The 14,872-nt window shown below is 70.5% G+C and carries 8 protein-coding genes; 4 read left to right on the forward strand and 4 right to left on the reverse strand.

All coding sequences use genetic code 11. The features are described 5' to 3' along the window. The first annotated feature begins 21 nt into the window (after positions 1–21). On the forward strand, positions 22–837 hold the full coding sequence (locus tag ACODR1_RS07015) for a DUF1521 domain-containing protein (RefSeq protein WP_488879812.1): 816 nt from the start codon (positions 22–24) through the stop codon (positions 835–837). 148 nt (positions 838–985) lie between these two features. Beyond that, positions 986–2,449: an adenosine deaminase family protein gene (locus ACODR1_RS07020; protein ID WP_488879813.1), complete on the forward strand. Its 1,464-nt coding sequence runs from the start codon at positions 986–988 to the stop codon at positions 2,447–2,449. 23 nt (positions 2,450–2,472) lie between these two features. Here the strand turns inward: ACODR1_RS07020 and ACODR1_RS07025 are convergent, their stop codons facing one another. The 3 genes from ACODR1_RS07025 to ACODR1_RS07035 all read right to left on the reverse strand — a co-directional run bounded on the left by ACODR1_RS07025 (position 2,473) and on the right by ACODR1_RS07035 (position 9,031). After that, positions 2,473–4,947 (reverse strand): glycosyl hydrolase 115 family protein, encoded by a 2,475-nt coding sequence (locus ACODR1_RS07025; protein WP_488879814.1) that lies wholly within the window; start codon positions 4,945–4,947, stop codon positions 2,473–2,475. A gap of 116 nt (positions 4,948–5,063) precedes the next feature. Further along, the gene (locus tag ACODR1_RS07030) at positions 5,064–6,176 is read right to left on the reverse strand and encodes a tyrosine-protein phosphatase (RefSeq protein ID WP_488879815.1); all 1,113 of its coding nucleotides are present in this window, start codon (positions 6,174–6,176) and stop codon (positions 5,064–5,066) included. Positions 6,177–6,193: 17 nt separating this feature from the next. Next, the gene (locus ACODR1_RS07035; protein ID WP_488879816.1) at positions 6,194–9,031 is read right to left on the reverse strand and encodes a TonB-dependent receptor; all 2,838 of its coding nucleotides are present in this window, start codon (positions 9,029–9,031) and stop codon (positions 6,194–6,196) included. 225 nt (positions 9,032–9,256) lie between these two features. Here ACODR1_RS07035 and ACODR1_RS07040 point away from each other — a divergent pair, with 225 nt between their 5' ends. Beyond that, positions 9,257–10,432 (forward strand): TetR/AcrR family transcriptional regulator, encoded by a 1,176-nt coding sequence (locus ACODR1_RS07040; RefSeq protein ID WP_488879817.1) that lies wholly within the window; start codon positions 9,257–9,259, stop codon positions 10,430–10,432. Positions 10,433–10,560: 128 nt separating this feature from the next. Here ACODR1_RS07040 and ACODR1_RS07045 read toward each other — a convergent pair whose 3' ends face one another. Then, positions 10,561–12,591, reverse strand: a complete 2,031-nt coding sequence (locus ACODR1_RS07045) for a phytase (protein WP_488879818.1) — start codon at positions 12,589–12,591, stop codon at positions 10,561–10,563. A 168-nt stretch (positions 12,592–12,759) separates the two neighbouring features. On the opposite strand from ACODR1_RS07045, the gene ACODR1_RS07050 reads away from it, so the two are divergent. Further along, positions 12,760–14,775, forward strand: a complete 2,016-nt coding sequence (locus ACODR1_RS07050; RefSeq protein ID WP_488879819.1) for a TonB-dependent receptor — start codon at positions 12,760–12,762, stop codon at positions 14,773–14,775. The last annotated feature ends 97 nt before the right edge of the window (positions 14,776–14,872 follow it).

The following is a 14,872-nucleotide window of genomic DNA, read 5'->3' on the forward strand; positions in this document are numbered from 1 at the left end:
GATCGAGCAGGGGTAGGAGCGATGACCACCATCAACAGCGCCGTCAGCACGGCGCTCAACGCGGCGATCCTCACCGGCGTGGGGGCGGGCCTGGGCCAATCGCTGAAGACCTTCAGCGCCATGCAGTTCACTCTGGGCGCGATGGTCGCCGGGCTGTTCCAGCCCGCCCCGGCCCAGCCGTCCTTCACCGCCAGCATGCCCGAGGCCGGCAAGGCCGAGATCGACATCGGCGACGGCTACACACTGTCGATCAACGAGGCCAGCTCCGAGGTCATCGTGCGCGACGCCGATGGCAACACGACCCGCATCTGGGGGGATCCCCACGTCGACTACAACGGCAAGCACATCGGCGACTTCTGGGGCACCACGACCTTTCAGCTCGAGAACGGCACGAAGATCACGATCAACACCACCACGACGCCCGGCGGCGCCATGACCTACGCAGAGCAACTGGTCATCACCCGCGGCGACCAGGCTCTGGTGGTCGACGGCGTCAGCGAGCTGACCAAGGGCGACCTGTCGGTGTCGCTCAGCACCGACGGCCGGGCGCTCGACGCCGCCCACGACGACGGCTTCGTCATCCACGAGGCCGACGGCGCTTCGTCGGGGTGGACCAGCAGCATCACGGGCGCCGCCGTCGGCCAGGCCGACTTCAACCTGACCAAGCCGGGCATGGAGCCTGTGCGCGAGGCGCTGGAAGCCTTCAACTCCAGCCTGGGCCTGATGCTGACCGGCTGGCTGCTGGGCGTCGGCGTCGCCGCCCTGGCCGAGGGCGGGACGGAAAGCTCGACCACCAACGCCAAGGCGGCCGAGCGCTTCCCGCTGCTCAGCCTCTGATCCTGACGTCGTCTTCCGGTCCTTTTCGCCGCCCGCGATTTGCCAAACGCCGCAAATCATCGTCGGTAGGCCAGAAAGGATCTGGGGGCGGACGATGCGCGCGCGAACGAAATGGCTGGCGAGCGGAATAGCGATCGCAGGCGGGCTGTTGACCCTCTTGCCTGCCCACGCGGCTCCGTCGCCGTCCGAGGCGCGCGCATCGGCCGCCTTCGACGCCGCGGCCGGCGACAAGGCCAGGCTGCGGCTCTTCCTGCAGGCCATGCCGAAGGGCGGCGACCTGCACAACCACCTGTGGGGCGCGCCCTATGCCGAGGACTTCATCGCCTGGGCGGGCGAGGGCGGCCTCTGCGTCTCCACCGCCACGCCGCCGGCCCTGACGTCCGCGCCCTGCAAGGAAGATGGGGGTGACGGCAAGGCGACCGTCCCCGCCGCCGGCCTCGCCCGCCGCGATCCGGCCCTCTACAACCGGGTGATCGACAGCCTGTCGGTGCGCAACTACGACCGCGGGGCCGACTATGCCGCCGCCTCGGGCCACGACCAGTTCTTCTCGACCTTCGAGCGTTTCGCCGCCGCCGCCGTGCCCAATATCGGGCCGATGGTCGCCGTCACCCGCGAATATGCCGCCCAGGACCGCGTCTCCTATGTCGAGAGCTCGGCCAATCCTAACGCCATGCGCGCCTTCGCCGAACGCGAGGCCGGCCGCTGGACCGGCGACTTCGCCAAGACCTACGCCGCCTTCGCGCCCGGCCTGCCGGCCATGGTCGAGGCCTCGCGCAAGGAGATGGACGCGGCCCTCGCCGAAGCCGACAAGCGCCTGGACTGCGCGCAGAACAGTGGAACCGCCGGTCCCTGCGCCGTCGAGGTGCGTTTCCAGCCCTTCGTCGAGCGCGCCCAGCCGGCCGGCTTCGTCTTCGCCCAGATGGCCGCCGCCTTCGCCCTGGTCGACGCCGACCCGCGCTTCGTCGGGGTCAACATCGTCAATCCCGAGGACCACCCGGTCTCGCTTGGCGACTACGCCCTGCACATGAAGATGATGAAGTACCTGTCGGGCCGTTACCCCAGGGTCCCGATGGCCCTGCACGCCGGCGAGCTGACCCTGGGCCTCACGCCGCCGCGCGACCTGACCTTCCACATCAATCAGGCCGTGATGGTGGCGGGCGCCAGGCGCATCGGCCATGGCGTCGACATCGCCTACGAGCACGACGCGCCGGGCCTGCTCAAGCAGATGGCCAGGGACAAGGTCGCCGTCGAGATCAACCTGACCAGCAACGACGTCATCCTGGGCGTCAAGGGCGCCGACCACCCGCTGTCGCTCTACCGCCAGGCCGGCGTGCCGGTGGTGCTGTCCACCGACGACGAGGGCGTCTCGCGCATCGACCTGACCAACGAATATGTCCGCGCCGCCACCGAGCACGGCCTGCGCTATGCCGACCTCAAGACCATCGCCCGCGACAGCCTGGAATACGCCTTCCTGCCGGGCAAGAGCCTGCGCGGCGCGGCCGAATGCGCCAAGCCCGGCACGGCTTGCGACGTGTTCCTCAGCAAGAACCTGAAGGCCGCGATGCAATGGCGGCTTGAGAAGGACTTCGAAGCCTTCGAGGCGGCGTTCTGATCCCTCTCCCATAGGGAGAAGGATCAAGGTGCGCACGCTCCCGCCGGCCGCAGAACCAGCGCGTCGAGCACCACGCCCGGATCCACCGAGGTCACCCGCATCGCGTGCTCGCCGCCGCACAGCGTAATGCCCGCGCCCACCCGCAGGCGACCATCGGTCACGCCCTGCGCCCAGGCCTTGTCGCCCACCTTGCGCGGCGCGACCACCATCGCCGGTGCGCCGCCGTCGGCGCTGACCGCCAGCCGCAGCGCCGTCTGGCCGTTCAGGGGGAAGGTCGGCAGCAGGTCGAGCTCCAGCGCCCAGGCGCCGGCCGGCAGCTTCACCGCATAGTCCAGCGTCGCACCGTCGGTGGAGGCCTCGCGCACGTCGCCGGCCGCCATCGACGCCCCGCCGCGCCCCAGCCCGTCGATCCGCCGCCAGCCCTGGCCGCGGGCCGTCTCGGCCTCGATCACGATCAGGCCTTCGTCCTCGGCAGGCGAGGGCGCCAGGCGCGGCGCGGTCGCATCCGTCGCCGGGGCCGCGAACGGTCGCTGGCGGAACGAGGTCCACGAGCCGTCGGCAGGCTCCACAGACATGATCCCGCGCCACTTGCCGCTGGCGATCTCGTCGTTGAAACGGCGGGTGAGGGCGGTGATCTGCGCATCGGCCTCCCGGGCCTTGGCCGCGCGGGCGCGGGCCTCGTCCGGCCGCTCGCCGATCAGCCGGTCGAAAGCCTCGGCGTCAAAGAAGCGGTGGTTGGCCAGGGCCGCAGCCCGCACCGGATAGTCCACCAGTTCGAACCAGGCGTCGCGCTGCTGCGCCGGAATCTTCGCGGCCTGCGCGTCCAGCTTGGCCACCAGGGCGTCGAACCGCGCCAGCCGCGCATTCGCCTGCGCGACCGACAGCGGGCTGGAGCGCGGCGTCGAGCCCTTGCCCCAGAACCATTGCAGGTGCTCGGGCTTGCGCTCGAAGTTCAGCTGGTGGTGATCGGCCAGGATCTGCGCGATCGCCTTGGCTTGCGCGGGCCCGAAGGTCTCGCGGGCGAAGGCCTGCTCATAGCCATGGGCGCCCAGAGCCCGCACGCGGTCGATGTCCCAGGCCATGTCGAGGAACAGCTGCGTGCCCAGCTCCGCCGGCTTGATGTCGCCGACGTTCACGACCCACAGCTGGCGGGCGTCGAGGTCGTAGGCCCGGCCCATCTCCTCGATCACCAGGGCCGGCGGCACGGTCGACAGCCACAGGTGCGACAGCGGCGCGCCCAGATAGGACAGGTGATAATAGACGCCCGACCCGCCGGGCCGCTTGCGCTCCTGCGCGTTCGGCAGCTGGCGGATGTAGCCGAAATTGTCGTCCGGCCAGACCAGGGTGACGTCGCCGGGGACCTTCAGGCCCGAGCGATAGATGTCGAGCACCTCCTTGTAGGCGGTGAACACCTGGGGGACGGTATCGACCTTCGGGGCGACATGCTGGCCGATCAAGCCGCGCTGGTCGGTGATGATCTTCTCCAGCAGCGCCCGCTGGCCGTCGATGTCGCCGCCGCCGACCATGCCGGAGTCGTGGATGCCCCGCATGCCCAGGGTGTAGATGCTCTCGTACTTGCCGTTCGATCTGGCCCGCTCGCGCCAGTAGTCCAGCACGCCGTCCGGATTGGCCGCGTAGTTGAACGCCTCGGCTCCGGCCTTCCACTCGCCGACATTGTTGCGCAGCATCGGTTCGGCGTGGGACGAGCCCATGACGATCGCCCAGCGGTCGGCCAGGACAGCGTTGGCCGGGTCGGCGTTGAAGGGCCTCGTCACCTCGTGCATGGCCGGCCACAGGGTGTTGGCCTTCAGCCGCAGCAGCAACTGGAACACCTTCTCATAGGTCTTGGGCCCGATGTCGCCATAGGCCGGGTCGAAGGTCTTGGCCGCCCAGGGCTGAAGACCCCAGTCCTCGTCATTGATGAAGATCCCGCGGTACTTCACCGATGGCGGGCCGAAGCGGCGGGCATCAGCGGCGACGTACAGCGCCTTCTTCCGCTGGGGTTTCACGTCCGCCCACCAGGTCCAGGGCGAGACCCCGGCCGCACGGCTCAGTTCATAGGCGCCGAAGGCCGCGCCTCGCCGGTCGCTGCCGGCGATGACCAGGGCCTTGTCGAGGCCGGGCGCGGGCTTGTCGACCACGGCGATGACGAAGCTTTCCCAGGCGCCGGAAAGGTCGCCGACGTCCAGTTTGCCGTCGCGCACCAGGTCGTCGATCAGCGGGTTCCTGCCCAGCGTCCCGACGATGATCGCGGTCCGGCCGCTCGGCTTGCCGGTGGACAGGGAAGGGGACTTGCCGAGGACCGCGCCCAGGTCGTCCCGCAGGTCGCTGGCGGCCAGGCCGACGACGGGAAAGTCGCCTTCGGCATAAAGGATCTCGGCGCCGGCGATGGGGAGGGCGCCCGGCGAGCGCTTGTCGCTGACCCAGGCGTCCTGCGCCCAAGCGGTTGTAGCCAAGACGGCGGCCGCCAGGCCGGCCAGCAGCGACGTCAGCCGCATGGGTTTCCTCCAGATCGCGAAGCTGTCAGGCAGCTTGGTCGAATTGGTCAGACCATAGAGCGATCTGGAGGATTATCCATTCATTTTGTGAGCATTGATCCCACAAAATGAAACTACTATTCGAGGTAGCGGGCCCGCAAGCTGGCCAGGTCCTTGGCGTCGACGCCCAGCACCTTGTCGAGATAGGCCTCGACCGAGCCGTACTTCTCGGTGACCGCGTCCAGCGCCGCTTCCACATAGGCCGGTTCGGTGCGCATCAGCACGCGGGTGATCTCCGGCGGCAGCTTGGCGAACATGGCGGCGTTCGGATCATCCGACTTGGCGCCGGCGGCCATGGCCCGGCGGCTGCTCTCGGTGTCGAGCAGAGTCTCGCTCATGGCGTAGTCGGCGGTCACCTGGGCGCGCGGCACGCCCAGCGCAGTGAGGATCAGGGCCGAGGCCACGCCCGTGCGGTCCTTGCCTGCCGAGCAGTGCACCAGCATCGGCGCGTCGCCCGCCAGCAGCTTCTCGAACATCGCTTTGTATTCGCCGGCATAGGCTTCCGGCATCAGCTTGTAGAAGCCGATGAAGTTGGCGCGGACGGCCTCGGCGCTGGGCGGGCCGTTGCCGAACAGCGCCCTCATGTCCATGTCCAGGCCCGCCTTGGGCGAGTTCAGGAACACCGGCACGGCCTTGCCGCCGCGCCAGACGGTGGGTTGGGTCTTGCGCTCCTGGTCGGTGCGCAGGTCGCAGACCAGCCTCACGTCCAGGTCGCCGACGGTTTTGTAGTCGGCGTCGGTCAGGGTCGACAGGCCGTTGGAGCGGAACACCTGGCCCCAGCGCACGTGCTTGCCGCCCGCCGCCGAATAGCCGCCCAGGTCACGGAAGTTGGCCGCGCCCTGCAACGGCACCACGCGGGTGGCCGTGCGGAGGCCGGTCTTCTCGCCATCGGCGACGACGTAGAAATAGGGGCGGTTCGCGCCGGCCTCGGCGGCCGTGACGCTGGCCGCGCCGTCCTTGTCGTTGTCGGCCAGCTTGCGCATGGCCTTCAGCGGCGCGCCGGGCGAGCCGGCGACATAGAGGTCGACCGGCGCGCCGGGGCGGCTGGTCTTCCAGGCCACCTGGTAGGTTCCGTCCTTCAGCACGACCGAGGCCTCTGTGACTGAAGCGGAAGCCGGGCGGGCCTGGACGGCCGGGGCGGCGAGGACGGCCGCCGCGCAGGCGGCCGTCAGCATGTTGCGGATCAGCATTTTTCTGTGTCCCGATTTTAGAAGTTGAACCGCACGCCGCCCATGAACCGGCGGCCCACGCCCTCGGCTTCGATCGGGCGGTTGGCGTGGCCCTGGTAGCGCATGCCCGTTTCGTCGGTGAGATTGCTGGCGTCGAAATAGACGGTGACGCCGTCGCGCAGCTGGTAGCGCAGCGACAGGTCAAGCTGCTCGGTGGCGGCCCAGTAGGTGTGGTCGGTGGCGTCGGCGCTCGGCTCGTCCAGCCAATCGTTGCGCCACTGGTACGACAGGCGCGCCGACAGGCCGTACTTTTCGTAGAAGATCGAGGCGTTGACGAGGGTGTCCGACAGGCCCGGGAAGGCGCTCTTGACGCCTTCGGGCGTCTTGAACTCACCGTCCAGGAAGGTGACGTTGCCCTGGAAGCCGAAGCCGCTCAGCGCGCCCGGCAGGAACCGCCACTGCTGCATGTAGGCCAGCTCCAGGCCGGCCATCTTACCGTCCGAACCGTTCAGCGTGGTGACGTAGGTGTAGTCCCTGCGGGCTGCTCCGTAGCGATCGTCGCCGACCATTCGGTGGCTGTCGAAGAGCACGTCGTCGATCCGGCGGTAGAAGGCCGAGGCCGACAGCAGGCCCGCGCCGGGCAGGTACCATTCCAGCGCCGTGTCGAAGCCGAAGGCCCGCTCGGGCTTCAGGTCCGGATTGCCGCCGCTGACCGTCTCGGCGATGTCGTCGACCGACACGCTGGTGCGGACCTCGCCGAACGAGGGGCGGGCCACGCCGCTGATCAAGGCAAAGCGCGCCTTGACGTCGTCGGTGACCTCGTAGTTGACGTGCAGGCTGGGGAACAGGTCGGTGTAGCTCTGCTTGGCCGTCATCGGCGTCTGGACGCCGCTGGCGACCGCCACGCCCCGGCTTTCCAGGTCGACGCTTTCGACACGCAGGCCGGCCAGCACCTCCCACTTGCCCAGCCGCCACTTGTTCTGGGCGTAGGCCGACAGGATGTTCTCGTCGACCGCGAAGCGGTCCTGCGGCAGGACGTTCCCCGCGGCGTTGTAGAGGCCGGCGCTTGAGGCCTTGGCCAGCAGGGCGTCCAGGTCCTGGCGCAGGCCGATGTTGTCGACATAGTTGACGCCCCAGCCCCGCGCGAAGTCGCTAGTCCACTGGGCGTTGGTGATCCGGGGGGTGACGCTCCAGGTCCCGCCGGTCTGGCCCGCCAGCTGCTGCAGGATCGGCGTCGAGCCCGGCATGCCCGAGAAGGTGTTCCCGGTCGCCTTGCGCATGTCGTACTTCACGCCGGCCTTGAAGGTGGAGCTGACGCCGAACGGGGTCCAGTCACGGGCGATGTCCACCTGGCCCGTCCAGGCGTCGGTGTCGGTGGTGTAGACGATCGGGATCAGCACGTCGGCCTGCGAGCCGGTCTGCGGCAGGGCCGACAGCGCCGTTCCCCGGCTGTAGGTCGCGCCCGAAAGGTTGGTCGTGTAGAGGTCGAGGTCCGGAATGCCCGAGGTCGCGCCGCTGTAGACGAGCGACAGGCGGCCGAAGTTCTGCCGGATCAGCGGCAGATAGGCGCCGGCGTCGGTATGGGTGTAGTTCAGCCGCCACTTGATCGAGGTGTCGGCCCAGTCATGGTCGCCGCCCAGGGTGTTGGCGAAGGTGTCGCTGTAATAGCGGCCATACTGCCAGCTGGCGGTGTAGGCCGCGCCGTCGGCGAAGCCGCTGTCGGGGCCGCGATTGGCCGCCGTCTGGGTGCGGGCGTTCCACAGCGAGAAGTCGTACTGGTTGCGCTGCTCGCGGTCGATGAATTCCGAATACAGGCTGTTGAAGAAGATCCGGCCGCCGCCGTCCGGCCGGTACTCCAGCCCCAGCTGTCCGGCGTTGTTCTCGCGCTCCAGGCGGTAGGAGCGGAAGCTGAAGGTGTCGACGGTGTCGAGGTTCTGGTCGTTGTTCCAGCCGATCTCGCGGTTGTCGGTGGTCTGGTTGCGGCGGTAGTGGGCGAGGGCGGCGACGACGCCGAACTTGTCGTTCGACCACGACCCGCGGATCGAGCCCTGGCGCTGGGGGCCATCGCCCAGTTCCATCTCGCCGTAGCCGATATCGCCCGACACGTGGAAGCCGCGGCGGTCGAAGGGTGATGCGGTGACGATGTTGATGCGGCCGGCCAGCGCCTCGGCCGGCTGGTCGGGCGTCAGGGTCTTGTTGACCTCCATGGTCTGGATGACCACGGCCGGCACGGAGTCGAAGCGGAACACCCGTTCCTCGGCGCCCAGCACGTTCATCCCGTCGACCGACACCACGGTCCAGCGCTCGGGCGCGCCGCGCAGCTGGACATAGCGCTCCTGGCCCTGGTCGCGTTCGATGGCGACGCCGGGAATGCGCGACAGGGCCGAGGCGGCCGACTGGTCGGGGAAGCGGCCGATGGCGTCGGCGGCGATCACGTTCATGATGTTGTCGGCGGCGCGCTGCTGGGCGATGGCCGCGGCCTGCGAGCCCAGGATCGGGCCGGCGGTCACGACCACGGCCTCCATCTCGGCGCTGTCGGCGTAGCTGACGGTGATCGGCGCGGCGCCGGCGCTGGCCTCGACCGAGCGGTCGGGCAGGCCAGGATAGCGCACCAGCAGGGTCTGCGCGCCGGCCGGCAGAGCCAGGCTGAAGCGGCCCTCGCGGTCGGTAGTGGTGCGCAGGCCCAGTTTCGGCGCCGACACTTCGGCGGCGACCAGATAGGCCCCGTCCGTGCCGATCACCCGGCCGGTGGCCATGGCGGCGGTCGCGACCGCGGCGGGTTGAGCCGCGTCTGCGGCGTGGGCGGCGATCGGCAGGGCGAGCGCGGCGGTGGTGAGCAGCAGGGCCTTGGCGGCGCTCCGGCGGGCGCGGATCATGATGGCTTCCCCTCGATGAAGACGAGGGGCGGATAGCAATTCGAACGAATGTACCGTGTGAAACTGTCGTGAAATTTAGGCGACGGATTGATGTATTGCGGAAATTAATGTTGAAATTATTGAAGAAAATATCCGAAGTGTGGTGGTGCCCTCGCCTGGGCTGGTTCGCAACTTGAACGCTTGTCCAGACTTGCGTTCGAACGGCTGTCCAGCCACACACGGGGCATGGCTTTCGCAGACCTGGATCCCGCCGACCAACTGGCGCAGGCGGGCTACCGCATCGCCCTGGACGAAGGGCTGGGGGCCGTCAGCGCACGCACGGCGGCGGCGCGCGCAGGCGCGGCCGCCTCGGCCGTGAACTATCATTTCGGCGATCGCGCCGGCTTCCTGCGGCGGATCCAGGCCCTGGCCCTGGAAGAGGCGGCGCGCCAGCGGGCCGCGCTGGCGGATGGCCTGTCGCGCGGACCGCGCTGGAACAGCCTGGCCGACCGCCTGACCCTGCTGGTCGCCGAACGGCTGGATGCCGGCCGCCTGGGCTTCGTGCTGCTGGGCGAGTTCGAGATCGAGGCCGAGGTCGGCGGCGACCTCGAACTGCAGGCTGCGGCCGGGCAGGGCGGCCAGGCCGAGTTCGCCTTCTGGCGCGAGACGGCGCTGGACTTGGGCGCATCCGAGATCGAGGCCGACGGCTGGGCCGGTCTCGCGGTCGGCCTCTGCACCCTGCTGCATGTCGAGCCCGACGCTGGCGAGCGCCTCCTGTGGCTGGTCCCGGCCTTCCGGCGCCTGGGCGCGCGGCTGGCCAAGGCGCCGATCGAACCCGTACCGCCCGGTCCCGCGCCCGACGAGGTCCTGCCCGAGCGCGAGCACGCCAACGACACCGCCCGCCGTATCGTCGAGGCGGCCATAGCCGGCATCGCCGATCGCGGCGTATCCCGCCTGACCCAGCGCGACGTCGCCGCCCGGGCCGGGGTGTCGCTGGCCGCCACCACCTATTTCTTCCGCACCAAGGCCGATCTCGTGGAGGCGGCGATGGTCGAGCTTCACCGCCAGGTCCGCGCCGAGGTTCTGGCCAGCGCCGACGACACCGGCGTCGCCACCGTGATGGCGCCCACAGGCGGCTTTTCGGCCCGGGTGCGGGCGCTGGGCGCCCTGCAACTGGCCGCCGCCCGCGAGCCGGCCCTGCAGCCGCTGGCCGCCGCCGTCCGCGCCACCCGCGGCGCCACCTCGATGCGGATGCTGCGCCGCCAGGGCGTCAACGACGCCGACGGTCTGGACGCCATGGTCTGGTCCACCCTGATGGGCGGCCTGATCGGCAAGCTCCGCTTCGCCGCCCCCGCCGACCGCGAAGCCGCGTTCGGCGCCATGCGGGATGCGCTGCAGGCCAGGCTGTTCGGCGCGCTCTAGAGATCCTCCCCCTCTGGGGGAGGTGTCGCCAGAGGCGACGGAGAGGGGCGTTCTCAGCTGCCGCAACGCCTGAAAGTCATGCCCCCACCGATCGCTGCCGCGATCACCCCCGCAGGGGGGAGGTTCGCCTACTTCAGCCCCAGCGCCCCGGCGATCGCCGACCACGGCACGAGCTTGAAGTTCTGGTGCTGCGGCGGGAAGACGTTGCGGCCGTCCTGAGCCACGAAGGCGCCGTCTTCCAGGCCCGCGCCCAGCGAGGCGCTGGTCACGTCCAGGCCGTCGGTCTCGGAGATGCCGTCGATGCCCTTGGCCCCGTCGGCCGTGACCGAGAAGCTGCCGACATAGGCGTTGTCGCCCTCGCGGCGATAGACGGCGTAGCTGTTGTTGCCCTGGCTGGAGACGACCAGATAGCCCTTGCCGCCCGCCTGCCGGTAAAGCCCCACGCCTTCCAGGTCGTCCTTGAGGGCCGGATTGGAAGCGACGCGGTCGATCGCCCTGGGTTCCTTGCGGTCGGTCGGCTCGGCGCCCAGCCTCCACAGGGCGACGTCTTCCTCGGCCACGTAGAGGGCGCCGGTCTCGTCGTCGGCGACGCAGCCCTCGGTCTGGGTGTCGAACTTGACGTCGCGCACCGGTACGGCGCGGACCTTGCCATTGGCCTGGGCGACCAGCTTCCATTGGCGCACCAGTCCGTCGGGATCGCCGACGAACACGTAGGTCTGCCCCTTGCGGCCGCGATACATGCAAAGGCCGTAAGGGTCCGAAAGCCCCGTGGCCTGCACGCCGTCGGCCACCGAGGTCAGCTGCCGCGTCGCCGGATCCAGCGTGTAGAGGGCGATCGACTTGTGGGTGCGGTCGCTGGCGGCGACCAGGATCGTCTCGCGGCCGGCCAGCTTGAAGCCGGCCCGCAGGTCGACATTGTTCATCTTGCCGTCGGCCAGATACTGCAGAGGCTGGCCCGACAGGTCGTAGACCAGGAGGCCGCCCTTCTTGTCGGTGGCGATGATGGCGCTCTTGGCCGGATCGGCCGGGTTGGCCCAGATCGCCGGATCGTCGGCGGCGTCGCCGTCGTGGTCGACGGGCCGGGTCTCCATGGTCGGATGGACAGTGGCGAAGCCCTTGGCCGGCTTGGAGCCGGCGGCGTCGCCGGTCGCCAGCTTCAGGCCGGCGGCGATGTCGGCCCACGAGACGACCTTCATGTTCGCATCGGCCTTGCGGTCGTCGGCCACCAGCAGGGCTCCGGCCGGCAGGCGCTCGCCGAGGGGGCCGCGCAGGGCGAACAGGCCCGAGGGGTTCTCGACCGCGTTCTGGTCGCCCGTTCCGATACGGAAGGTCCCGGCGAAGGCGTCGTCCTGGGCGCGGTCATAGACGTTGTAGCCGCCGGCGGTCGCGTTGGCGGCCACCAGGAAACGGGCGCTCGGCCCGCCGTCGACCAGGGCCAGGCCCGCGACCTCGCCGGCGATATGGCCCAGGCGGTTGGCGTCGACCAGGGTCGGCACGGCCTCGGCTTCGGGATCGGCGTCGTAGCGCCAGATCCCGACCGCCTCCTGGGCGACGTAGAGCGCGCCGCTGGCGTCGTCGCTGACGCAATACTTGGCCTCGGACGACAGGTGCAGGCGGCGCACGATGCGCCCGTCCAGCTTGCCGTCGGCGGTGGGGAACAGCAGCCACTGGTCCATCTGGCCGGCCACGCCCAGGGTAAAGGCGTAGAGCGAGCCGTCGTGGGCGCCGCGATACAGGCAGACGCCTTCGCCGGCGTAGTCCAGCGTCAACGGCTTGGCGTCGAGGCCGGCGGCCGCTCCGGTGGCGAAATCGTAGGCGGCCAGGCGCAGGCGGCCGCCCTTGCGGTCAAGCAGCGCCAGCAGCGGCTTGCCGTCCTGCTCGCGCACGTCGACGCCATAGACTTCGCCGCCGGGAATGGTGCCGACCCGCTGGCCGTCCAGGCTGTAGAGCTCCAGCCCGCCGCCTTCGCCGGTGGCGGCGATCAGGCTCTTTTCCGGCGCGGCGGGGTTGCGCAGCAGCGCCACGCCGTTGGCGCCGCCCTCGACGGTGGGGGCGGTCGAGACGACGGGCGCGACCGCCGAGCCCTGGGCAAGGGCCGATCCGGCGCCCAGCAGGAAGGCGAGCACGCCGATGGCGGCGCTGGCGCGAAGATGGGTCATGCGGCTAGTCCCCCGGAAACCTGCGCGCGAGCCCGCGACCCGCGCGCGAGGGCTTATGCGACGATTGCAAAACGGATTGATGACAGGCGAGCCTTTTCCACCGGAGGGCCGTTCCCTTGCGCCGGCGCGGCGATAGGCTGCGCCGACTCTCATCCGTCCGGAGCCCCGATGTTCGACGCCGCCCTCGAGACCGCCCCCGCGCCTGAAGCTCCGGTCTCGGAAGTCGTCGTCACCGGCGCGCGCCTGCCGCCGTCGGCCGGGGAGGGCGCCTTCGCCATCACCCGCCTGGCCGACCCGGTCTGGGCGCGCTCGACGCGGCTCGACGAGCAGCTGGCGCGGGCGCCGGGCGTCTCGCTGTTTCGCCGCACCTCCAGCCTGGCGGCCAATCCGACCACGCAAGGGTTGTCGCTGCGGGCCATCGCCCCGTCCGGGGCCGGGCGGGCGCTGGTCACGCTGGACGGCGTGCCGCAGAACGACCCGTTCGGCGGCTGGGTGATCTGGAGCGGCCTGCCGTCCGAGACCGTCCAGGATGTCCGCATCGTCCGCGGCGCCGGAGCCCAGGCCTATGGCGCAGGCGCCCTGACCGGCGTCGTCGCCCTGACCGGCCGCGACGGCGGCGCGCCGGTGCTGGAGGCCGGCGCCGAGGGCGGCGGCCAGGGTTATCGCCGTGCGGCGGTCAACGCCGGCAGCGGCGGCCTGCTGGCCAGCGTGACAGCCGAGCGCTCGGACGGCTGGACGCCGGTGCGCGCGGGGCGGGGCGCGGCCGACGAGCCCCTGGCGCTCGACGCCTGGTCGGCGGCCCTGCGCTACGACGCCCGGCTGTCGAGCGGTCCGGCCATGGCCGCCCGGCTGGCCGTCTATGACGAGAACCGCCGCTCGGGCCTGGTCGGCGCCGACTCCCGCTCGCGCGGCGCGCAAGCCAGTCTGACTCTCGCCCAGGCTCCCGCCGAGGGGCGCAACGGCTGGCGCCTGCAGGCCTGGACCCTGGTCAGCGACCTGCAGAACCGCTCGGTCGCCGTCGGCGCTGGGCGGGCCTTCACCACGCCGGCCAACGACCAGTTCGAGACGCCGGCCTACGGCTACGGCTTCAACGCCGCCCTGCGCGGCGTGCGCGGACCGCTGGAATGGGAGATCGGCGCCGACCTGCGCGCCGCCGAGGGCGAGACCCACGAGCGCTTCCGCTACATGGGCGGCCAGTTCACCCGCCTGCGCGAGGCCGGCGGCCAGACCACGACCCTGGGCGCTTATGCCGACGCCAGCTGGACCGCCGGCCCTTGGCTGGTTACCGGCGACCTGCGCCTCGACCACTGGCGGGCCTTCGACGCCCGCCGTCGCGAGTACGACGCCCAGACCGGCGCGGCGACCCTCGACGAGACGCCGGCCGGCCGCTCGGCCACCACGCCCACCGGCCGCATCGGCCTGCGCCGCGATCTTGGCCCCGGCTTCGTGCGCACCGCCGCCTATGCCGGCTTTCGTCCGCCCAGCCTCAACGAACTGCACCGGCCGTTCCGGGTCGGCAACGACGTCACCGAGGCCAATGCGGCCCTCAAGCCCGAGCGCCTCTACGGCGTCGAGGCCGGGGCGGGGCTGGAAGGGCAGGGGGCGAGCCTGACCGCCACCCTGTTCCTCAACCGGCTGGAGGATCCGGTGGCCAATGTCACGATCGGCCAGGGCCCGGCGACCTTCCCGACGGCCGGTTTCATTCCGGCCGGCGGCGTGCTGCGCCAGCGCCAGAACGTCGGCCGCATCGACGCCGTCGGCATCGAAGTGGAAGGCCGCGCCAGTCTCGGCGAGCGCCTGGTGCTGACCGGCGCGGTGATGGCCACGGACGCCGAGGTCGACGGCGGCGCGCAGGCCCCGCAACTGACCGGCAAGCGTCCGGCCCAGGCCCCGCGCGTCGCCGCTTCGGCCGGTCTGGAATGGCGCGCCAGCCAGCGCCTGGACCTGTTCCTCGCCGCCCGCCGCGAGGGCGCGCGCTTCGACGACGACCTCAACACCCGCCGGCTGCAAGCGGCCACGACCGTCAATCTCTCGGCGCGCTATGCGCTCAACGCCTCCACACGCCTGGAGCTCGACCTGCGCAATGCCCTGGACGCGGAGGTCGCCACCGGCCGCACCGGCGACGGGATCGCCAGCTACGACGCGCCGCGCAGCCTGAGGATGGGTGTCACCTACGTCCGCTGACGTAACGGCAAAAAGAAAAACAAATTTATTTATTCTATTGACGGCAACCGGGGCCCCATGGTCACCTCCATTTCAAGCCAACCGCCCGCGCCACCAA

This window comes from Caulobacter sp. FG7, assembly GCF_057808875.1.